At 62.6% G+C, this 21,302-nt stretch carries 19 protein-coding genes; 14 read left to right on the top strand and 5 right to left on the bottom strand.

Going from position 1 to position 21,302, the window contains the following annotated elements:
• Positions 1–110 precede the first annotated feature (110 nt).
• The 5 genes from gcvP to BI347_RS06575 all read left to right on the top strand — a co-directional run bounded on the left by gcvP (position 111) and on the right by BI347_RS06575 (position 8,859).
• On the top strand, positions 111–2,963 hold the full coding sequence (gcvP, locus tag BI347_RS06555; protein WP_071115543.1) for an aminomethyl-transferring glycine dehydrogenase: 2,853 nt from the start codon (positions 111–113) through the stop codon (positions 2,961–2,963).
• A 233-nt stretch (positions 2,964–3,196) separates the two neighbouring features.
• Positions 3,197–3,844, top strand: a complete 648-nt coding sequence (locus tag BI347_RS06560; RefSeq protein ID WP_083338732.1) for a class I SAM-dependent methyltransferase — start codon at positions 3,197–3,199, stop codon at positions 3,842–3,844.
• Between the two features lie 256 nt (positions 3,845–4,100).
• Positions 4,101–6,089 (top strand): putative bifunctional diguanylate cyclase/phosphodiesterase, encoded by a 1,989-nt coding sequence (locus BI347_RS06565; RefSeq protein ID WP_071115545.1) that lies wholly within the window; start codon positions 4,101–4,103, stop codon positions 6,087–6,089.
• 115 nt (positions 6,090–6,204) lie between these two features.
• Positions 6,205–7,788 (top strand): ABC transporter substrate-binding protein, encoded by a 1,584-nt coding sequence (locus BI347_RS06570; RefSeq protein WP_071115546.1) that lies wholly within the window; start codon positions 6,205–6,207, stop codon positions 7,786–7,788.
• A 420-nt stretch (positions 7,789–8,208) separates the two neighbouring features.
• Positions 8,209–8,859, top strand: coding sequence for a TetR/AcrR family transcriptional regulator (locus tag BI347_RS06575; RefSeq protein WP_071110959.1), 651 nt, complete (start codon positions 8,209–8,211; stop codon positions 8,857–8,859).
• Between the two features lie 70 nt (positions 8,860–8,929).
• On the opposite strand, the gene BI347_RS06580 is transcribed toward BI347_RS06575, so the two are convergent.
• Together BI347_RS06580 and BI347_RS06585 are read right to left on the bottom strand one after the other, a co-directional pair.
• The gene (locus BI347_RS06580) at positions 8,930–9,493 is read right to left on the bottom strand and encodes a hypothetical protein (RefSeq protein WP_071110958.1); all 564 of its coding nucleotides are present in this window, start codon (positions 9,491–9,493) and stop codon (positions 8,930–8,932) included.
• 83 nt (positions 9,494–9,576) lie between these two features.
• Positions 9,577–10,638, bottom strand: a complete 1,062-nt coding sequence (locus BI347_RS06585; RefSeq protein ID WP_071115547.1) for a porin — start codon at positions 10,636–10,638, stop codon at positions 9,577–9,579.
• Positions 10,639–11,322: 684 nt separating this feature from the next.
• On the opposite strand from BI347_RS06585, the gene BI347_RS06590 reads away from it, so the two are divergent.
• Entirely contained in the window at positions 11,323–12,177 is an 855-nt protein-coding gene (locus BI347_RS06590; RefSeq protein ID WP_071110956.1) for a Rossmann-like and DUF2520 domain-containing protein, read from the top strand.
• 4 nt (positions 12,178–12,181) lie between these two features.
• Here BI347_RS06590 and pncB read toward each other — a convergent pair whose 3' ends face one another.
• The 3 genes from pncB to BI347_RS06605 are packed head-to-tail and all read right to left on the bottom strand — an operon-like array spanning position 12,182 to position 14,685.
• On the bottom strand, positions 12,182–13,390 hold the full coding sequence (gene pncB, locus BI347_RS06595) for a nicotinate phosphoribosyltransferase (protein WP_071110955.1): 1,209 nt from the start codon (positions 13,388–13,390) through the stop codon (positions 12,182–12,184).
• A gap of 12 nt (positions 13,391–13,402) precedes the next feature.
• Entirely contained in the window at positions 13,403–14,107 is a 705-nt protein-coding gene (locus tag BI347_RS06600; protein WP_071110954.1) for an SAM-dependent methyltransferase, read from the bottom strand.
• Positions 14,104–14,685 carry a Maf family protein gene (locus BI347_RS06605; RefSeq protein ID WP_071110953.1) on the bottom strand — a complete coding sequence of 194 codons (582 nt, stop codon included), beginning with the start codon at positions 14,683–14,685 and terminating at the stop codon, positions 14,104–14,106. Before BI347_RS06605 ends, BI347_RS06600 begins: the two co-directional genes overlap by 4 nt.
• Positions 14,686–14,790: 105 nt before the next feature.
• Here BI347_RS06605 and BI347_RS06610 point away from each other — a divergent pair, with 105 nt between their 5' ends.
• The 8 genes from BI347_RS06610 to fabF all read left to right on the top strand — a co-directional run bounded on the left by BI347_RS06610 (position 14,791) and on the right by fabF (position 21,217).
• A complete protein-coding gene (locus tag BI347_RS06610; RefSeq protein ID WP_071110952.1) occupies positions 14,791–15,294 on the top strand; it encodes a YceD family protein in 504 nt (167 codons plus the stop codon).
• Positions 15,295–15,341: 47 nt separating this feature from the next.
• The gene (gene rpmF / locus BI347_RS06615; RefSeq protein WP_011136965.1) at positions 15,342–15,521 is read left to right on the top strand and encodes a 50S ribosomal protein L32; all 180 of its coding nucleotides are present in this window, start codon (positions 15,342–15,344) and stop codon (positions 15,519–15,521) included.
• Positions 15,522–15,581: 60 nt separating this feature from the next.
• Entirely contained in the window at positions 15,582–16,619 is a 1,038-nt protein-coding gene (gene plsX, locus BI347_RS06620) for a phosphate acyltransferase PlsX (RefSeq protein ID WP_071110951.1), read from the top strand.
• A 5-nt stretch (positions 16,620–16,624) separates the two neighbouring features.
• The gene (locus tag BI347_RS06625) at positions 16,625–17,584 is read left to right on the top strand and encodes a beta-ketoacyl-ACP synthase III (RefSeq protein ID WP_071110950.1); all 960 of its coding nucleotides are present in this window, start codon (positions 16,625–16,627) and stop codon (positions 17,582–17,584) included.
• 125 nt (positions 17,585–17,709) lie between these two features.
• Positions 17,710–18,639, top strand: a complete 930-nt coding sequence (gene fabD, locus BI347_RS06630; RefSeq protein ID WP_071115548.1) for an ACP S-malonyltransferase — start codon at positions 17,710–17,712, stop codon at positions 18,637–18,639.
• 85 nt (positions 18,640–18,724) lie between these two features.
• Positions 18,725–19,462: a 3-oxoacyl-ACP reductase FabG gene (gene fabG / locus BI347_RS06635; protein ID WP_071110948.1), complete on the top strand. Its 738-nt coding sequence runs from the start codon at positions 18,725–18,727 to the stop codon at positions 19,460–19,462.
• Positions 19,463–19,570: 108 nt separating this feature from the next.
• Positions 19,571–19,810, top strand: coding sequence for an acyl carrier protein (gene acpP / locus BI347_RS06640; RefSeq protein ID WP_071110947.1), 240 nt, complete (start codon positions 19,571–19,573; stop codon positions 19,808–19,810).
• A 165-nt stretch (positions 19,811–19,975) separates the two neighbouring features.
• On the top strand, positions 19,976–21,217 hold the full coding sequence (fabF, locus tag BI347_RS06645) for a beta-ketoacyl-ACP synthase II (protein ID WP_071110946.1): 1,242 nt from the start codon (positions 19,976–19,978) through the stop codon (positions 21,215–21,217).
• Positions 21,218–21,302: the final 85 nt, after the last annotated feature.

The following is a 21,302-nucleotide window of genomic DNA, read 5'->3' on the forward strand; positions in this document are numbered from 1 at the left end:
TTTTTTGGCCGCGAACCGTAAACGGCATGAACATCGATGGGCGAGCGCTGGCAGTTCTCGCCGACATCTGGGCATGGCGGGTTTCGCGGCAGCAATGGAAGGTCTTGAACATGTCGCTCTCCGAACTCTTCAATCGCAACGAATTCATCGCCCGCCACATCGGACCGTCCGACGACGAGCGCCAACAGATGCTGGCGGCCATCGGCGCGGCGTCCATCGACGCGCTGGTCGGCGAAACGCTGCCGGCCGACATCCGGCTGAACCGCGCGCTGGACCTGCCGCCGTCGCAGCCGGAGGCCGAGGCGCTGGCCGCGCTCAAGGCAGTTGCCGCCAAGAACGTGGTCAATAAATCCTTTATCGGTCTGGGCTACTACCCGGTGAAGACGCCGGCCGTCATCCTGCGCAATGTGCTGGAAAACCCCGGCTGGTATACCGCCTATACCCCGTACCAGGCCGAGATCGCCCAGGGCCGGCTGGAGGCGCTGCTCAATTTCCAGCAGATGGTGATAGACCTCAGCGGTCTGGAAATGGCCAACGCGTCCTTGCTGGACGAGGCCACCGCCGCCGCCGAGGCGATGGCGATGGCCGGCCGCGTGTCCAAGTCCAAGTCGCGCCGCTTCTTCGTCGACAGCCGCGTGCTGCCGCAAACCTATGATGTGATGTCCACCCGGGCCAAGTACTTCGGCTTCGAGCTGGTGCAGGGCCATCCGGAAGAAGCCGGCAACGGCGACTACTTCGGCGCGCTGTTCCAGTATCCGGGCGAGGCCGGCGACCTGATCGACCTCACCCCGCATATCGCGGCGGTCAAGGCCAAGGGCGGCATCGCCGCGGTGGCGGCTGACGTGATGGCGCTGGTGGCGCTGAAGTCTCCGGGCGAGATGGGCGCCGACATCGCGCTGGGCAATACCCAGCGCTTCGGCGTGCCTATGGGCTTCGGCGGCCCGCACGCCGCCTATTTCGCTTTCAAGGACGAGATGAAGCGCTCGGCGCCGGGCCGCATCATCGGAGTGTCGGTCGACGCCAAGGGCAAGACCGCGCTGCGGATGGCGCTGCAGACCCGCGAACAGCACATCCGCCGCGAGAAGGCCAATTCCAATATCTGCACCAGCCAGGTGTTGCTGGCCAATATGGCCAGCATGTATGCGGTGTATCACGGCGCGGAGGGCGTCAAGCGCATCGCCGCCCGCATTCACCGGCTGGCCGCCATTTTCGCCCACGCGGTGCGGGCCGCCGGCGGCAAGCTGGTGTTCGACCGCTTCTTCGACACGGTGCAGGTGGAGGCCGTCAAGGCCGACGCCATCTATGCCGCCGCCTTGGCCGCAGGCTACAACCTGCGTCGCGCCGGCAAGAATGTGCTGGGCGTGGCCTTCCATGAAGCCGCCAGCGAGGCGGACCTCGTCAAGCTGATCGAGCTGTTCACAGGCCAGAGCGCCGACATCGCCCAGCTTGACGCCGCCGCTCAGGACGCGATCCCGGCGGCGCTCAAGCGCGAGTCCGCGATCCTGACGCACCCGGTGTTCAATGTTCACCATAGCGAGCACGAGATGCTGCGCTATATGAAAAAGCTGGAAAACCGCGACCTGGCGATGAACCACTCGATGATCAGCTTGGGCAGCTGCACCATGAAGCTGAACGCCACCAGCGAGATGATTCCCGTCACCTGGCCGGAATTCGCCAATATGCACCCGTTCGCGCCGCGCGAGCAGACTGTGGGCTATCTGGAGATGATCGCCGGCCTGGAGACGCAGTTGCGCGCCATCACCGGCTTCGACATCATCTCGATGCAGCCCAACTCCGGCGCTCAGGGCGAGTACGCCGGCCTGTTGGCCATCAGCCGCTACCATGAGTCGCGCGGCGAGGCCCACCGCAACATCTGCCTGATTCCGCGCTCGGCCCACGGCACCAATCCGGCCACCGCGCAGATGATGAACATGCAGGTGGTGGTGGTGGACTGCGACGAGGCCGGCAATGTGGACGTGGCCGATCTCAAGGCGCGCGCCGAGCAGCATTCGGCCAATCTGGCGGCGCTGATGATCACCTATCCGTCCACCCACGGCGTGTTCGAGCAAGGCATCAAGCAGATCTGCGAGATCGTGCACCGCCACGGCGGCCAGGTGTACATGGACGGCGCCAACCTCAACGCCCAGGTGGGGCTGACCCGTCCGGCCGACATCGGTGCCGACGTGTCGCACATGAACCTGCACAAGACCTTCTGCATTCCGCACGGCGGCGGCGGCCCGGGCATGGGGCCGATAGGCCTGAAGGCGCATCTGGCGCCCTTCATCGCCAACCACGTGGTGACGCCGGTGCCGGGCGCCGAAGCCGGCCAGAGCGCGGTGTCCGCCGCGCCGTTCGGTTCCGCCTCCATCCTGCCCATCTCCTATATGTACATCGCGATGATGGGCGCGGAAGGCATGAAGCAGGCCACCGAGAATGCGCTGTTGTCAGCCAACTACTTGGCCACCCGTCTGGGCGAGCACTTCCCGGTGCTGTACACCGGCGCCAACGGCCGCGTCGCGCACGAGTGCATCATCGACCTGCGCCCGCTCAAGGCCGCCAGCGGCGTCACCGAGGTGGATGTGGCCAAGCGGCTGATGGACTACGGCTTCCACGCCCCCACCATGAGCTTCCCGGTGCCGGGCACGCTGATGATAGAGCCCACCGAGTCCGAGCCCAAAGCCGAGCTGGACCGCTTCGTCGCGGCGATGGCGGCCATCCGCCAGGAGATCGACCAGGTGCAGAGCGGCGCATGGCCGGCGGACAACAACCCGCTGGTAAACGCGCCGCACAGCAAGGCCGATATCGCGGGCGACTGGGACCGCCCGTACAGCCGCGAGCAAGGCTTGTTCCCGCTGCCATATGTACTGGAAAACAAGTTCTGGCCGAGCGTGAACCGCATCGACGACGTCTACGGCGACCGCAACCTGGTGTGCAGCTGCCCGAGCACCGACAGCTACGAATAAACCCGTTGCCCTAGGGCAACAGTTGAAAAGCGCCGCCCCGCAAGGCTTTCCGCCTGCGGGGCGGTTTCTTTTGCCGCCGGACAGGGGAGGGGGCTGCTAATTCTACTTAGTAAGAATATCTAAGCTGACACTATGTCCTATGCTGATTACTAAGCCATATAAGTGGTGGTACTTAGTCCGAATGATATGGAATGAGTGCCGGTTTTGTAAGCAAGAGCGAGTAGGGGCAGGAAATGGGTGCTGCTGATTTTGATGGCGTTTATCGCAATAATGGGTCGTTGTATGGAGACAAGCCGTCTCCCTTTCTGGTGCATTATCTGGAGAAGTACGCTGTAGAAGGACGTGGAACGGGGTTGGATCTGGGATGCGGGCAGGGGCGCAATGCCCTGTATTTGGCAAGCTGCGGGTTTGCGATGCATGGCGTCGACGCCTCGTCCGTGGCGGTTGCCCGCCTGGCGAGCCTGGCGGACGAGCGGCATCTGGATGTCAAAGGCAGGGTGGCCGACCTGTCCGCGGTGTCGATTGAGCCGCAACGCTATCACCTCATTGTGGCCAATACCTCGCTCGATCATCTGGACGAGGCGTCGGGGGCGCGGCTGGCGGTGGCGATGATGGCGGGTCTGGCGCCGGGGGGATACCTGTTCGTGTCGGTGTTCATGGTCAATGATCCGGGGTGCGCGGTGCATGGCGGGCAGGCTAGCGAGACCGCCGCCTACGTTCGGCACTATTACCGGCCGGACGAGTTGCGCCAGCAGTTCTCCGCGCTGGCGGTGCTGGCTTATCAGGAGGAGTATGCGCTGGATATCGGCCATGGCCAGCCGCACTATCACGGCATTGCCAGACTGTTTGCGCGCAAGGCGGCTGATTTGCAAGCCAACTGAGCCTGCCGCGGCAGTAAAAGGCAGAACGCGCCGCGTTCTGCTTTTTTTATTTCCGCGCGCAATCGCCGGCGCAAAGGAAACCCTGCGGTTCATAAACGAACGGGCGGAACCGTTGCCGGCCGATGGGCGCGGGCAAGGGCGCCGGCGCTAGAAAAGAGCGGGCGACGACCGTTTGCTTGCTACAATACCCGGCGCCGGCAGTGGCAGCTTTGGCTATTTTCTGATGAATAAATAAAAGGTTAACGGCGATATGCCGATGAAGAATCCAATCTCCTGGCAGGGGGGCAATCTGTCGATGCTGGAGGCCTTGAGCCTGCCGGTGTGGGTTTTCGATATTGATCAAAAATACGTGTTCTGGGCCAATCCGGCCGCGCTGCGGGTGTGGGGCGCGCATAGTCTGGAGGAACTGCAGCAGCGCGACATGTCGCTGGACATGTCGGTATCGGTGGCGCAGCGGCTTTGCCAGTATCAGCAGGACTTCGAGCGCGAAGACGCCAGCTTCGTCGAAAGCTGGACCCTGTATCCCAACGGCCTGCCTTGCGTGCTGAAAGTGGCGTTCCGCGGCATCCGGGTAGACGGGCGAATGATGATGTTCTGCGAGGCGCAGAATCATCTCACCGCCGATCCGGCCAGCTTGCGCAGCGCCGAGGCGCTGATGCACACCTCGGTGCTGATCACCCTGTACGACGCGGCCGGAAGGGCGCTGTACCGCAATCCATCGGCGCGCGCCCAGGTGGCGCACGCCAGCGAGGCCTGGCGCCAGCATTTCATCCACGACGGCGACTGGCAGGCGCTGCAGCAGGGCGTGGCGGCCAGCGGCGAGGCCAGGCGATCGGCCCAGGTGTGCACGCGGCTGGGTACGCGCTGGCACGAGATCGCGGTGCGGGCTTGCCGCGACGCGGTGTCCGGGCAGGACGCGCTGCTGGTCAGCGAGGTGGACATCACCGATCTGAAGCACGCTGAGGGGCGCGCCAATTTCCTGGCCAATCACGACATGCTGACCGGCCTGCCCAACCGCAATGGCATCCGCAGCGATTTCCTGCCTTATTTGCAGCAGGCGCTGCGCGACGGGCGCCAGGTGGCCTTGATGTTCATCGACCTGGACCGTTTCAAGAACGTCAACGACTCGTTGGGGCACGCCAGCGGCGATGAACTGCTGATCGGCATGGCTGCCCGCCTGACGAAGCTGCTGGGGCACGACGAGAAAGCGGCGCGGCTGGGCGGCGACGAATTCCTGGTGATGCTGGCCGCGCCTGAGGCGGCAGAACGCGCTGACGCGCTGGGCCGCGGCATTCTGCAGGCGCTGGGCATGCCGATCCGGCTGGGGGGCATGGACATCAGCGTGTCGGCGTCGATAGGCGTGAGCGTCTGCCGCGCCGGCATGCTGGACATCGAGCAGATGATGCGCCACGCTGACCTGGCGATGTACGCGGCCAAGGATGCCGGCCGCAACAACCTGATGTTCTTCACGCCGGCGCTTGAGGCGCGCACCCAGGCGCAGCTGGCGCTGGAAAGCGATATCCGGCGCGGCCTCGAAAACGGCGAGTTCATCGCCTATTTCCAGCCGCGCGTCGATGTCGCCAGCGGCAGTGTGGTCGGCGCCGAAGCGCTGGCGCGCTGGAACCACCCGCAACGCGGTGTGCTGAAACCGGACAGCTTCATCCAGGTGTGCGAGGACAGCGGACTGATCCTGGCCCTGGGCAGGCAGATCCTGGCGCAGGCTGCAGAGCAGCAGAGACGGTGGCGCGAGATGGGGCTGGACCTGATGGTGTCGGTCAATCTGTCTCCCTGCCAGTTTGTCGATCCGGCGCTGCCGGCGATGGTGGCGGGCGTGCTGGCTGGCAGCGGCTGCCAGGCCGAGCGCCTGGAGCTGGAGATCACCGAGTCCGTGTTGCTGGGGCATGACGATCAGACCATGTGCACCTTGCAGGCGCTGCGCGGCCAGGGCGTGCGCATCGCGGTCGACGATTTCGGCACCGGCTATTCCAATTTGGCCTATCTGCAGCGCTACCCGCTCAGTTCGCTGAAAATAGACCGTTCCTTCATCGCCGATCTCGACAGCACGCCGGCCATCGCCGAACTGATCATCACCATGTGCCGGATGCTGGAATTGAAAGTGGTGGCGGAGGGCGTGGAGACCTCGCGACAGCTGGAATGGCTGCGGCAGCGCGGCTGTCAGGAGTACCAGGGCTATCTGTGCAGCCCGGCGCTGGCCGCCGGCGAGTTTCACAAGCTGTTGTTGTGAGCGGACGCTCGCCTTATATCAATATGTAGATTAAGTCGTTGGTTTTTGCACCATATTGACTTACTCTAGTGCGATTCATGCTGCCGGCATTGACGGTGGCCGCAAGGAGAAAGTCATGAAAACCATCAACGCCCTATTGTTCGCGGCGTGGCTGCCGGCCTTGGCCGCGGCCGCCAAACCGCTTACCGTCTGCACCGACGCCAATCCGGAAGGCTTCGACGTGGTGCAGTACAACTCGCTGGTCACCACCAACGCGTCGGCCGACGTATTGATGGACCGGCTGGTGGAATACGATGCCGCCGCAGGCAAGCTGCAGGCCAGCCTGGTGCGCAGTTGGGAGGCGGGCGCGGATGGTCTGAGCTACACCTTCCATTTGCGCTCCGATGTCGGCTTTCACGCCACGGAATACTTCAAGCCCAGCCGCAAGCTGAACGCCGACGATGTGGTGTTCACTTTCGACCGCATGCTGAATCCTGACAATCCCTGGTACAAGACCGCGCCCACCGGCTACCCGCACGCGCAGGCGATGCAGTTTCCCAAGCTGATCAAGGCGGTGCGCAAGCTGGACGGGCAAACGGTGCGCTTCGAACTCAATTATCCGGAAGCCACCTTCCTGTCCAGCCTGACCATGGGCTTCGCTTCCATCTATTCCGCCGAGTACGCCAGCCAGTTGCTGGCCGCCGGCAAGACGGCCGATCTCAACAGCAAGCCCATCGGCACCGGCCCGTTCATCTTCAAGAGCTTCGCCAAGGACGCGCAGGTGCGCTATCTGCCCAATCCAGCCTATTTCGGCGCCAAGCCCAAGGTGTCGGCGCTGATCTACGCGATTACGCCGGACTCTTCGGTCCGGCTGCAGAAGCTGCGCGCCGGCGAATGCCAGATCGCGCTGTCGCCCAAGCCGCAAGATGTGTTGGCGGCGCAGGGCGACGGCAGGCTGCGGGTGCTGCAGACGCCGGCCTTCATGACGGCATTTGTCGCGTTCAACAGCCAGAAGAAGCCTTTGAGCAATCCGCTGGTGCGCCAGGCGATCAACCTGGCGTTCGACAAGGGCAGCTATCTGAAAGCGGTGTTCGGCAATACCGCCGTCGCCGCCAATCTGGTCTATCCGCCCAATACCTGGAGCTACGACAAGACCATCCGGCCTTATCCTTACGACCCGGCGCAGGCCAGGAAGCTGCTGGCCCAGGCGGGCTACCCCAACGGCTTCGACACCAGTATCTGGGTGCGTCCTGGCGGCAGCACGCTGAATCCCAACCCCAAGGCCGGGGCGGAGCTGCTGCAGGCCGATCTGGCCAAGGTGGGCATCCGGCTGCAGATCAAGGTGCTGGAGTGGGGCGAGCTGATCAAGCGCGGCAAGGCCGGCGAGCATGAGATGCTGTTCATGGGCTGGGCCGGTGACAACGGCGATCCGGATAATTTCCTTACTCCCCAGTTTTCCTGCTCGGCGGTGCAGTCGGGCACCAACTTCGCGCGCTATTGCGATGCGAAGCTGGACAAGCTGATAGCCGACGGCAAGAAGGCCAGCGATTTCAAGGCGCGCGCCAAGCTGTACCAGGCGGCGCAGAAGATCATCCACGACCAGGCGCTGTGGCTGCCGCTGGCGCATCCCACCGCCTTTGGCTTGGCGCGCAAGGAAGTCAGCGGCTATGCGGTAAACCCTTATGGCCGGGTCAGTTTTGCCGCGGTCGGCCTGAAATAGCGTGCGAGAGGCTGATGGACGGAGTCCATCAGTAATTAATGAAATAGAGTGGATTCTATCTTTTGTCGAAATGTTTGCGCCGCCACAAGGCTGGCGCGGCGGCGGCGGCGGACAATGCGTTCCGCCGCCGCATGATGCAGGCTGGCGCGGCAGTCCGCGCAAGCTCAGGCCAGAGCTTGATCCCGCAGGCTTGGCACCTGTTGTTTGGGCCAGTGTGGACTGGCGAAGCAAGTTGCATATTCCCCGGCAGGTTTTGGTAGTATTGCTGTAGTGGCCGGTTTCGATGTGGCTGCAGGGGAGAGAGGAGCGCCTGGTTGTTGGCGTGTCTTGCTTGTTCTTAGAATGTGCCCACCCTCGCTTGCATACGTTGTTTCACGTATCATCTGGCCGGGCTTGGGACGATAAATGATAAAACAATAGATGCAGACCAGACGAACACAGCAAAGCCGCAGGGAGTCCACCATAGGCAAACTGGTGGAAGCGGCGATCGAATGCCTGATGGAGTGCGGCTACCATGGCACCAGCGTGCAGTTGATCTGCAATCGCGCCGGCGTGTCGCAGGGCGCGCTGTTCCGGCATTTCGCCACCAAAAACGAGCTGATGCAGCCGGTAGGCCGCAAGGTGGTGGACGATATCTTCGACTCCGGTCTGGCGCTGGCCGGCCAGTTGCCTGCCAGCATGCCGGAGGAAGAGCGCATCGTCGCGCTGATGAAGGCGCTGGTGATGACGCCGCGGCATATCGTGCTGCTGGAATTGTTGATGGCGGCGCGCACCACGCCGGATCTGCGCGAAATCTTCCTCAGCAATGCCAGCACCTATTTCCGCGACCGCTTCGTCGCGATGATGGCGTCGCTATTTCCGCGCTACGCCATTTCCACCGGCTTTTTCGCCACTCTGCTCACCATGATGACCACCATGCACGGCATGGCGTTGTACCGCACGCTGTCCGAGCATCCGGATGGCGACAAGATGCGCGAGCAATGGCTGCAGAACGCGCTGCGCAGCGAGCTGGAGCGGATACGTCTGGAAGGCGCGGACAGCCGCAATCCGGTTTATCAGCTGCCGTTCTGATCCGCCGCCGGCCTTGCGCCAGCTAAGACCAACCCCGTCGCCGGCGACGGGGTTTTTGCTTGTCCCCGGTTCAGCGCGGCGGCGCTTGGCAGGGGAGGGCCGGCTGCAAGTCGGGGATGGCCGCCGGCTCCGCGTCCACGGCGCTGCCCGAAGGCAACTGGACGAGGTTCAGTCGGCAACGGTCCGCTACGTTGAGCATGGCTTCGTAGTCGGCGCCGGCCTGGGGGGTGAAGCTGGCGGCCTGCGTGTCGCAATGCGGGCCGTTGACCGCATTGAGGCTGGCGCTGAAAGTCACCGCTTGTCCGGGCATCAGCGGGAATTCCTGGTAATAGGCGGTCGAGCCCAGCCTGCTGCGTTGAGATAGTTGCCGGGTATTCAGGCTTTCCGGCATGCCTATGCTCTTGTTGGACACGCTGCCGAACAGCGAGCGGAACGGATTGCCGGCGCCGGCGCGCACCAGATTGCCGGAACGGAGCTTGGGGGGATAGCAGGAGCGGTTGGGATAGAGCCCGACGATGACGCTGTTTTGCATGAATACGCGGATACGGGCCGGGGCCGGCTCGGCAGCCTCATCGGCGCGGGCTGGCAGGCCGTTCAGGACCAGCAGCAGCGCGGGGAGATAAAGAGTTTTCATGGGGAATGCGCTTTATGGACGTAAAAAAGCCCGCCGAAGCGGGCTTTTCTTCTGTTCACGGGTTCTTGCGTCGAACCGGTTAATTAGAAGCTGTGAACCATGTTCAGGCCGAAGGACTTGAGATCCTTGTTGTTGCCCTTGAAGTCCAGATCGCCGTACTGAGCGCCGATAGTGGTGCGCTTGGACAGCGCGTAGTCAGCGCCCACAACGTATTGGTCGTAGCCGGAGTCACCGATGGACTGGCCGCCAACCTTAACGTCCTTGGCCTTAACATAGCTGAACTTCGGAGTGATCGCACCAAAGGTGTAAGCCGCAGTCAGCGCGATTTCCTGAGTCTTCACTTTATCAGTAGCGGCGATACCTACCGGGATAGCTACGCTGGTCAGGTAGCTTTCCCAACCAACGATGTCTTCATTGCCCTTCTGCTGTTGGTAGGCCAGACCTACGAACAGGTTGTTGGCATTGTAGCCAACTTCCAGGCGGTGTTTATCGTTAGCGGAGTCATTCAGCTTGTAGTCATTCAGCTTGGCTACGTTCTTGCTTTCGTGAATGTAAGCATATTTGCCGAAGAAGCCGCTGTTCTCGTAGCCGAGGCCCAAGACGGTGGTTTCGCGGTCATTGTTGGCCAAGCCCTTGACTTCCTTGGTGCCGTATTGCAGAGCGGCGGTCAGGCCCGGAACCACGGACGGTAGGTCGTAGCGTACCGAGTTCTTCAGACGGGTGCCATCACGGGTGAATACGCTCAGGCCCAGAGCGTCGCTGTTATATTGCCATACGTCAACAGTGCCCATGTCGCTGTCCAGGAAGTTGGACACGTTGCCGAAACGCAGGGTACCCAGGTTGCTTTGCAGGCCCAGGAAGGAGTTGCGGTTGGCGAAGGTGCCACTGTTGGAAGGGCTGTATTGGTCTTTGTTGCCGTCAACGGCGAAGCCGGTTTCAACTTGCCAGATAGCCTTCAGGCCGCTGCCCAGATCTTCAGCGCCCTTGAAGCCGATGCGGGAACCCAGATCGTCGATATTGGTTTTCTTGGTGGTGCCGTTGTCGTTGTATTCAACGCCAGCCTTCAGGGTGCCGTAGATGGTTACGTCAGCAAAAGCTGCAGCCGGCAGAGTGGCTACCAGCAGGGCAATCAGACTTTTTTTCATGGTCAAGTCATCCTTTTTAGGTTTTAGGAATGTGAGCAAATGCTATTGGCTGGGTTGTGAAAATGCAACTATGGCTGGCGGATAGTGTTGCGATCAAGCAACGATTGTTGCTATTGAACATGCCTAATGTTCAATTTTTTATTTCGTAACTTGTTGAATAGTCAGGATAGTTACTGTGTATTTGCAAGGCTGTTAATGGTGTTGCGAAAAAGCATCATTCGGCTAGATTGCCCATACAGGCTTGATTCTCAGGCCGATTGGCCTGATTGCGAGTAAAAAAATAGCCCGCCGGTGTGGGCGGGCTGAAAAATCAACGTGACTTGAAGTGAATCCAGGTTGGCGCGGATTGCATCGACTTGAATTCGCTTGTGATCATGTTAAAAGAAAGCGTCAACTATGTAAATGGAAAGAGTGTTGAAACTATATTGCTGTTTCATGTGTAATGTGTGTGCAAGCTATTGGTATTAAACAAAAATATTTCTCCAGGTTTTGTTTTTGCTAGTTTTATACATGTGGCCAGGTGATGCATTTTGGCTACGGATTGGCGCTTGGCGCTTGCGCCGCGGTTTGACGGGGGCCAGGCGCGGCAATCTGGGATGTTCTACAATCCGGGCGGTTGCTGTCGATGACGGGTATTGTGGGGCGGAGCATGAACCGAGGAAGGTATATATAAGGATGCAAGGGATGCAGACGCTGACAGTGATTGGCCCTGGGCGGCTGGGAAGCACCCTGGCGCGTCTGGCGCGCCAGTCCGGAGAGTTTGAGGTGGTGGACGTGATGGCCAGGCGGGTGGAGCCGCTGCGGCTGGCTTGCGACTTCATCGGCGCCGGGCGGCCGGTGAGCGAGATGCGCCAGTTGGCGCCGGTCGATCTATACCTGCTGGCGGTGCCGGATGCTGCCGTCGCATTCTGCGCCAGGGCGTTGGCGGCGGCCGGAGTGGTGCCGGCGGGCAGCGTGGTTTTCCATGCGAGCGGGGTGGGCGAGGCATCGCTGCTGCAGCCGCTGGCCGAGCGGGGCGCGCATGTCGCCAGCCTGCATCCGGCGTTTTCTTTCGCCGATCCGGCCAGGGCGGTGGCGGGCTTTGCCGGCACCTTGTGCGCGCTGGAGGGCGATGAGGCGGCCTGTCTGCGGCTGGAGCCGTTTGTGTTGGCGCTTGGCGGGCGGCCGTTCCGCCTGGCCGCCGGCGGCAAGGCGGCCTACCATGCCGCGCTGTCGGTGGCGTCCAATTATCTGGTGGCGCTGACGGCGATGGCGCAAGGCCTGACCCGGCAGGCCGGGGTGCCCGCCGAACTGGCGGCGCCGCTGCTGGGCGGGCTGATGCGGCAGACGCTGGACAATGCGCTGGAGTTGGGGCCGCGCGCGGCGCTGACCGGGCCGATCTTGCGCGGCGATGTCGGCACCGTGGAGCGGCATCTGTCGGTGCTGGCGGATGTGGAACTGGCATCCGCCTACCGGGCGCTGGGGCGGCAGACGGTGGCGCTGGCCGGGGAGCGGCTGCCGGACGAGGCGCGCCGGCAGCTGATGGCCTTGCTGTACTGAACGCCTATCGCGGCGAACTGATCCGGAACACCTGGCGCAGGTAGGCGAGGAAGGTTTCGTCGCTGCACATGGTCTTGCCTGGGCTGTCGGACAGCTTGGCCACCGGCTGGCCGTTGCAGCTGACCAGCTTGAGGACGATCTGCAGCGGCTCCAGCCCCATGTCATTGGTGAAGTGGGTGCCGATGCCGAAGCTCACCTGGATGTGCGGGCTGAAGTGGCGGTGCAATTGCAGCGCGCGGTCCACTGAAAGGCCGTCGCTGAAGGTCAGCATCTTGCTGGCGGGGTCGATGCGCAGCTTGCGGTAGTGGGCGATGGCTTTTTCGCCCCAGACGTAAGGATCGCCGCTGTCGTGGCGAAGGCCGTCGAACAGCTTGGCGAAGTAGAGGTCGAAATCCGCCAGGAAGGCGTCCATGCCCACCACGTCGGTCAGGGCGATGCCCAGGTCGCCGCGGTATTCCTGCACCCACGATTCCAGCGCGGCGGTCTGAAAGTCGCGCAGCCTCACGCCCAGCGCCTGGAAGGCCTGGAAGAATTCATGCGCCATGGTGCCGATCGGCGTGATGCCCAGCTTGCGCGCCAGGTGCACGTTGCTGGTGCCGCGGAAGATTTCCGGCAGCGTGCCGTTGAGCCTCTCCACCACATGCTCCTGCCAGTCGCGGCTGAAGCGGCGGCGGGTGCCGAAGTCGGCGATCAGCAGCGGGAAGCGCTGGCCGGCGGCCTCTTCGGCGCGGAAGCGCTGCAGCGTGGCGATCTTGTCCTCCAGCCGCCGCACGCCTTCCGATCGCACCTCCACGGTGTCCAGCGGGCGGAAATACAGCTCGTTGACGATGGACAGCACGAAGATCTCGAAGAACATCGCCTGCACCATCGGCCCTTTGATCCGTATTGCCAGCTGATCGCCTTCCTCGGTCACGTCGATGAAGCGGCGTTGCAGGTGGAACAGTTCCAGGTAATCGACGAAATCGCTCTTGATGAAGCGCAGGCCGCGCAGGTAGTCGAGTTCATCCTGGCTGAAGCGCAGCCGGCATAAATGATCCAGCTGCGCTTCCAGTTGTTGTTTCAGCTGGGTCAGCGGCGTATCCGGGTGGTTGCGGCACTTGAATTCGTATTCGCCGTGCGCGGCCGGAAACTGGTGCAGCACCACCTGCAGCATGGTGAATTTGTACAGGTCGGTGTCCAGCAGCGAGTGGATCAGCGGTGGGGTGTGCGGCATGCTTGGGCTCGATCAGGCGGCGTGGATGACGAAGATGGCCGGCCGCTTGTGCAGGTCGGGCGCATTTTGCGGCCAGTCCCGCACCGGGTGGCTGACTATGGTCTGCGTCGGCAGGGTCAGGTCGCAGGCTACCGCAAGGCGGGTGGTCGGCGCCAGCGTCTCGCGCAGTTGCTGCAGCAGCGCGTTGTTGCGGTACGGCGTTTCGATGAACAGCTGGGTTTCATTGTTCTTGCGCGAACGCAGTTCCAGCTCCTTCACCGCCTTGGCCTTCTCCGCCGCGTCCACCGGCAGGTAGCCGTGGAAGGCGAAGCATTGGCCGTTGGCGCCGCTGGCCATCAGCGCAAGCAGGATGGACGAGGGTCCGATCAGCGGCTCGACGCGGATGCCGTGCTGGTGGGCCAGCGCCACCAGTTGCGCGCCGGGGTCGGCCACCGCCGGGCAGCCGGCCTCGGAGATCAGGCCGACATCGTGGCCGGCCTTCAGCGGCGCGAGCAGCGCGGACACCTCGGCCGGCTTGGTGTGCTCGTTTAGCGTGTCCATCGCCAGTTCGCGGATGGGGGCGGCCACCCCCAGCGCCTTCAGGTGCTTGCGCGCGGTTTTCTCAGCCTCCACCACGAAGTGGGTGATGTGGACCACCTTGGCGCGTTCGCCCTCCGGCAGCCAGGCCGCGTTCTCGTCGCCCAGCGGGGCGGGAATCAGGAACAGGGTGCCGCTCATCGCAACACCTCCACGCCTTCGCCCGCCAGCATGCTGATTAGCTGGAACAGCGGCACCCCTATCAGCGCGTTGGGGTCGTCGGACTCCACTTTTTCCAGCAGCGCGCCGCCCAGGCCTTCGCTCTTGGCGCTGCCGGCGCAAAACAGCGCATCCGGTTCGCGGGTCAGATAATTGCGGATCTGCGCTTCGGTCAACTGGCGCAATGTCACCTTGGTGATGCCCACGCATTCCCGCAGCTTGCCGCTGTGGCTGTTGTACAACGCCAGCGCGGAGTGGAAGACCACGGTGCGGCCGCTCATCCACTTGAGCATTTCCACGCCGTTTTCATAGCTGCCGGGCTTGCCTATCTGGCGGCCGTCCAGCAGGGCGACCTGGTCGGAGCCTATGATCAGGGCGTCGGGGTGCTTGTCCGCCAGCGATTGCGCCTTGGTGCGGGCCAGGCGCACGGCGGTTTCCAGCGCGGTTTCGCCGGTTAGCGGCGTTTCGTCGCAGACGGGCGGCTCGGCGCTGAAAGGCAGGCCGAGGCGGGCGATGATCTCTTGGCGATAGCGTGAAGTGGAGGCCAGTACGATTTGCATGTTTCGAGCCGGGTTGCGGCAATGCCGGGCGCGCCATCCGGCCGCTCCGTCCTTGCCTTGTTTCTTTTGACAAATCAGGGGAGTGGATTGTAACATGCTGGGTTTATGTCTAAACCGATTTTGATCGACCCGCTCAAGTTCGCCCGGGAAGGGCGTTCGCAGTCCGGCCAGGTGCCGGTTTGCGAACTGGACGAGCGTGTGCACAGCGACCTGTCCGACACCTCCGGCGAGGTGTCGTATCAGCTCACCGGCTTTCGTGACGAGCTGCAGCGCTTTGCGCTGCGCATCCAGCTGGATGCCAAGCTGCAAGTCACCTGTCAGCGCTGCCTGGACGGCATGCCGTTCAGCCTGGCCACCGATTCGGTGATCACGCTGTTTGCCAGTCAGGACAAGCTGGACGAAGCCTGCGAGCTGGACGAGGAGCTGGACGCCATTCTCGCCGAGCCCGAACTGAACGCGATTGCGCTGATCGAAGACGAAATCATAATGGGCTTGCCGCATTCGCCCAAACACGACGAATGTAGCAGGGATACTCTCTCGCTCGCCAAGGCTGACAAGCCCAACCCGTTTGCGGTGCTGGCGGCGCTTAAGGGACCCAAGTCCGAGTAAAACCCGGATTCGCATTAGAATCTACTTGAATTTCTTAGGAGTCGACCATGGCTGTTCAACAGAACAAAAAGTCCCCGTCCAAGCGCGGTATGCATCGTGCCCACGATTTTCTGACCGCTCCGGCACTGGCAGTTGAAGCCAGCACCGGCGAGGCTCACCTGCGCCACCACATCAGCCCGAACGGCTTTTACCGTGGCCGCAAGGTTGTGAAGACCAAAGGCGAGTAATCGCCCGCCGTTTTTACTTCCTTTCCTTAGTTTGGTGGGCACTTTATACCGCAATCGTTGATGACTATCACCGTCGCGGTTGATGCTATGGGCGGTGACGTTGGCCTCAAGGTTACCGTCCCGGCATCGATCCAATTCCTGCAAGACCACCCCGACATCCATCTGATTCTCGTAGGCGACCAGCCAGCCCTAGAGGCGGAACTGGCCCTGCACGACGGTGCCGTGCGTGAGCGCATCCTCATCCAGCATGCCACCCAGGTGGTGGGCATGGACGAGGCGCCTCAGCTCGCCCTCAAGAATAAAAAAGATTCGTCGATGCGGGTGGCAATCAACCTGGTCAAGGAAGGCAAGGCTCAGGCCGCCGTATCCGCCGGCAACACCGGCGCGCTGATGGCGACCGCGCGTTTCGTCCTCAAGACCATTCCAGGCATCGACCGCCCGGCCATCGCCAAGCTGCTGCCCAATGTGAAGGGCACTTCCTGCGTGCTGGACCTGGGAGCCAACGTCGATTGCACCCCAGAACAACTGTTGCAGTTCGGAATCATGGGTTCCGAGCTGGTGGCCTGCCTGCAAGGGCGGACCAACCCCAGCGTCGGGCTGCTGAATATCGGCAGCGAGGACATCAAGGGTAACGACAACATCAAGAAGACTGCCGAACTGCTGCGCCAGTCGGAGCTGAATTTCTACGGCAATGTGGAAGGCGACGACATCTGCAAGGGCACAGTGGATGTGGTAGTCTGCGACGGTTTCACCGGCAACGTGGCGCTCAAGACAGCTGAGGGGCTGGCGCACATGTTCGCCGTATTCCTGAAGGAAGAGTTCGGCCGTAGTTGGTGGACGCGCCTGTGCGCGCTGGCCGCGCTGCCGGTATTGGGACTCTTCAAGAAGCGCATCGATCCGCGCCGCTACAATGGGGCCAGCTTGCTGGGCCTGCGCGGCATCGTGGTGAAAAGCCATGGCGGCGCCGATGTCACAGGATTTCGTTACGCGTTGGCGCAGGCATGCGAGGAGGCCGGCTCCGACGTAATTGGTCACATCGCCGAACGGGTTGCAAACCAATTAAACAATCTCAAGCAATCCGAGGCAGAAGCGAACTGACAACCATGGGCTATTCCCGCATTCTCGGCACCGGCAGTTTTCTGCCAGCTCGGGTGCTTACCAATGCGCAATTGGCCGAACGTGTGGATACCAGCGACGAGTGGATTGTTTCTCGCACTGGTATCCGCGCGCGCCATATTGCCGACGATCAGCACAAGACCAGCGACCTCGCGTTCAAGGCGGCGCAAGCTGCCATTGAAAGCGCTGGCATAGACAAGCACGAGATCGACCTGATCATCGTGGCCACCACCACTCCCGACATGATTTTCCCCAGCACCGCCTGCATCTTGCAGGAGAAGCTGGGTCTGCCCGGCATTCCCGCTTTCGATGTGCAAGCGGTGTGCGCCGGCTTCATCTACGCGCTTTCTACCGCCAACGCCTATATCAAGAGTGGCATGGCGAAGAAGGCCCTGGTGATCGGCGCCGAGATCATGTCGCGGGTGCTGGATTGGGACGATCGGCGCACCTGCGTGCTGTTTGGCGACGGCGCCGGCGCGGTAGTGCTGGGCGCGTCCGACGAGCCGGGCATTTTGCACGCCAAGCTGGCGGCCGATGGCCGCTACCAGGGCCTGCTCAACACGCCGGCGCAGATTTCCGGCGGCAAGATCCAGGGCATGCCCTATCTGCACATGGACGGTCCGGCGGTATTCAAGTTCGCCGTCAAGTCGCTGTCCGAGATCGCCGTTTCCACTTTGAAGGAGGCCGGCGTCGACAAGGCGGCGGTGGACTGGCTGGTGCCGCATCAGGCCAATCTGCGCATCATAGAATCCACGGCCAAGCATCTGGGGCTGAGCATGGAGCGGGTGGTGGTGACCCTGCCGACGCAGGGCAATACCTCGGCCGCCTCGGTGCCGTTGGCGCTCGATGTCGCGGTGCGGGATGGGCGGATCCGGCGCGGCCAGACCGTGCTGCTGGAAGGCATAGGCGGCGGTTTCGCCTGGGGTGCGGTGTTGCTGACTTTTTAAAAAGTGACGCATAAATGGTGGTTTTGCCGCCTGATCGCCGATAATGACCGGGTTTATTGATCGGCGTGCTTGGCAACAGCCACTGCTTTGCGTCATTCTTTGCGTCGAATTCTCTGGAGTCGACTATGGCTTTTGCTTTTCTTTTTCCGGGTCAGGGCTCGCAAAGCCTGAAAATGATGGACGGCTTCGCCGACCTGCCCGTGGTGCAGCACACGTTTGAAGAGGCGTCCGACACCTTGTCGCTGGATCTGTGGGCGATGCTCCAGGCCGACAGCGCCGATGCGATCAACGCCACCGTCAATACCCAGCCCATCATGCTGGCAGCCGGCTATGCCGCCTATCTGGCGTGGCAGGAGTTGAACGGCAAGCAGCCGGCGCTGGTCGCCGGCCATAGCCTGGGCGAGTACACCGCCCTGGTGGCCGCCGGCGCGCTGCCTTTCGCCGAGGCGGTCAAACTGGTGCGTCTGCGCGCCGAGGCGATGCAGGTTGCGGTGCCGGCCGGCGTCGGCGCGATGGCCGCGATACTCGGCCTGGCCGACGAAGACATCCGCGCCGCGTGCGCGGAGGCGGCGCAGGGCGAAGTGGCTGAGGCGGTGAATTTTAATTCGCCAGGCCAGGTGGTGATCGCCGGTCACAAGGCCGCCGTCGAGCGCGCGATGGCGTTGTGCAAGGCGCGCGGCGCCAAGCGCGCCTTGCCGTTGCCGGTTTCGGTGCCGTCCCACTGCGCGCTGATGCGTCCGGCGGCCGAGCGTCTGGCCGAGGCGCTGAAGGACGTGCACCTGAATGCGCCGGCGATACCGGTTTTGCACAATGCGGATGTGGCCAGCTATGGCGACGCCGCGCAGATCCGCGATGCGCTGACGCGCCAGCTGTATATGCCGGTGCGCTGGACCGAGACCATTCAGCAGCTGGCGGCCGACGGCGTCACGCTGATGGCCGAATGCGGTCCGGGCAAGGTGCTGGCGGGTCTGGCCAAGCGCATAGACGGCAACGTCAAGTGCCTGGCGCTGACCGACCGCGCCGCGCTGGAAGCCGCGCGCGAGCAACTGGCGTAGCAGGATTAAACCGGGCAGGCCGCGAGGCCGGCCTGCGGCGGCCTGCCGGAGTGATGGCGGGCGTCAACAACAGGGAGACACATTGATGAGTCTGCAAGGCAAAGTGGCGCTGGTGACCGGCGCTTCGCGCGGCATTGGCGCGGCTATCGCCGATGCGCTGCTCGCCGAGGGCGCCATCGTGATCGGCACCGCGACGTCCGAATCGGGCGCGGCGGCCATCCACGAGCGTTTGTCCACCGGCGGCGGCGCCGGCCGAGTGCTGAACGTGACCGAACCGGGCGCGGTGGAAGCGCTGATCGAATCGGTGGAAAAGGAGTTCGGCGGCATCGCCGTGCTGGTCAATAATGCCGGCATCACCCGCGACGGTTTGTTGATGCGGATGAAGGACGATGACTGGGACGCAATCATGGACACCAACCTGAAGTCGGTGTTCAGGGCCTCCAAGGCCGTGCTGCGTGGCATGATGAAGGCGCGTTTCGGCCGCATCATCAACATCGCCTCGGTGGTTGGGGTGATGGGCAACGCCGGCCAGGCCAACTACGCGGCGGCCAAGGCGGGCATCATCGGCTTCACCAAGTCGATGGCGCGCGAGGTCGGCAGCCGCAATATCACCGTCAATTGCGTGGCGCCGGGTTTCATCGATACCGACATGACCCGCGCGCTGCCGGAAGCGCAACGCGAAGCGCTGGTGGGCCAGATCGCTCTGGGCCGCCTGGGCGACGCCAAGGATATCGCCGATGCCGTTGTGTTCCTGGCATCGGCTCGTGCGGCCTATATCACGGGCCAAACCTTGCATGTCAATGGGGGCATGCTGATGCCGTAATCCTGCCCGGCTAGCGCCGGAGCAAGATTTAGGTAGGCTGCTCTAATTTTTTTTTGTAGAATACCGGGGTTTTGCGATCCCGAATCAGAAAGGTCAAGGGTTTATACAATGGAAAACATCGAAGCGCGCGTTAAGAAGATCGTTGCCGAACAACTGGGCGTGAACGAGGCTGAAGTCAAGATTGAGTCCTCCTTCGTTGACGATCTGGGCGCCGACTCCCTCGACACCGTTGAGCTGGTCATGGCTCTGGAAGAAGAGTTCGAGTGCGAAATCCCGGATGAAGAGGCCGAGAAGATCACTACCGTTCAGCAAGCCGTAGACTACGTCAGCGCTCACCTGAACAAATAATCCCCTTTTGAGGGACCAGGACCTCTGCCCGGTGCTGCTTCGGCTCGCCTGCAGAGGTTCTTTTGCTAAGAGGATTCCAAACGTGCGTTTGAATTATCATATGGTTCGGACGGGCGGCAAGGTTTCATGGGGAGACTGCCCTCCCATCTCTCACGGAGATTCTTCGTGTCCAAACGCAGAGTAGTAGTAACCGGCCTGGGCCATGTGTCCCCGGTCGGCAATGATGTCGCCACCGGTTGGGCCAACCTGTTGGCCGGCAAGAGCGGCATCGCCAAGATCACCCGTTTCGACGCCAGCGACATGGCATGCCAGATTGCCGGCGAGGTCAAGGATTTCGACATCAGCCAGTACATCTCGCCGAAAGAGGCGCGGCGGAACGACCTGTTCATCCACTACGGCATTGCTGCGGCGCTGCAGGCGGTGGCGGATGCGGGCCTGGACGATGTGCCGGGCCTGGACAAGACCCGCGTCGGCGTCAACATCGGTTCCGGCATCGGCGGCTTGCCGCTGATCGAGGAAACCGGCGTGGCGCTGATGGATGGCGGCCCGCGCAAGATCGGCCCGTTCTTCATTCCCGGTTCGCTGATCAATTTGATCGCCGGCCAGGTATCGATCCTGAAGGGCTATCAGGGGCCGACCTACGGCATCGTGTCGGCCTGCACCACCGGTGCGCACTGCATCGGCGATGCGGCGCGGCTGATCCAGTACGGCGACGCCGACGTGATGGTGGCCGGTGGTTCCGAAGGCGCGATCTCGCGCCTGGGCATTGGCGGCTTTGCCGCGATGAAGGCGATGTCGACCCGCAATGACGACCCCGCCGCAGCTTCGCGTCCCTGGGACAAGGGTCGCGACGGTTTCGTGATGGGCGAGGGCGCCGGCGTGCTGGTGCTGGAGGACTACGAGCACGCGGTGAAACGCGGCGCCAGGATCTATGCGGAGCTGATCGGCTTCGGCATGAGCTCGGACGCCCATCACATCACCGCGCCCAGCTCGGAGGGGCCGGCGCGCGGCGTGGCCAACGCCTTGCGCGACGCCGGCATCAATCCGGACCAGGTGCAGTACGTCAACGCGCATGGCACCTCGACCCCGCTGGGCGACGCCAACGAAACCAGCGCGCTGAAAATCGCGTTTGGCGACCACGCCAAGAAGCTGGCGGTCAATTCCACCAAGTCGATGACCGGCCACCTGTTGGGCGGCGCCGGCGGCGTGGAGGCGATCTACACCATTCTGTCGGTGCACAATCAGGTGTCGCCGCCGACCATCAACCTGGTCGATCAGGATGTGGAGGCCGGTTGCGATCTGGATTACGTGGCCAATACGGCGCGCGACATGAAGATCGACATCGGCATCTCCAACTCCTTCGGTTTTGGCGGTACCAACGGCACGCTGGTATTCAAGCGAGTCTGATACCGCATTCGCCGATTGACAGTCCGAACCGCTGCGTTACACTCGCAGCGGTTTTTCTTTTTTTTGTCACCCGCCGCGGTGCCGG

This window comes from Chromobacterium sphagni (assembly GCF_001855575.1).
Taxonomy (GTDB): domain Bacteria; phylum Pseudomonadota; class Gammaproteobacteria; order Burkholderiales; family Chromobacteriaceae; genus Chromobacterium; species Chromobacterium sphagni.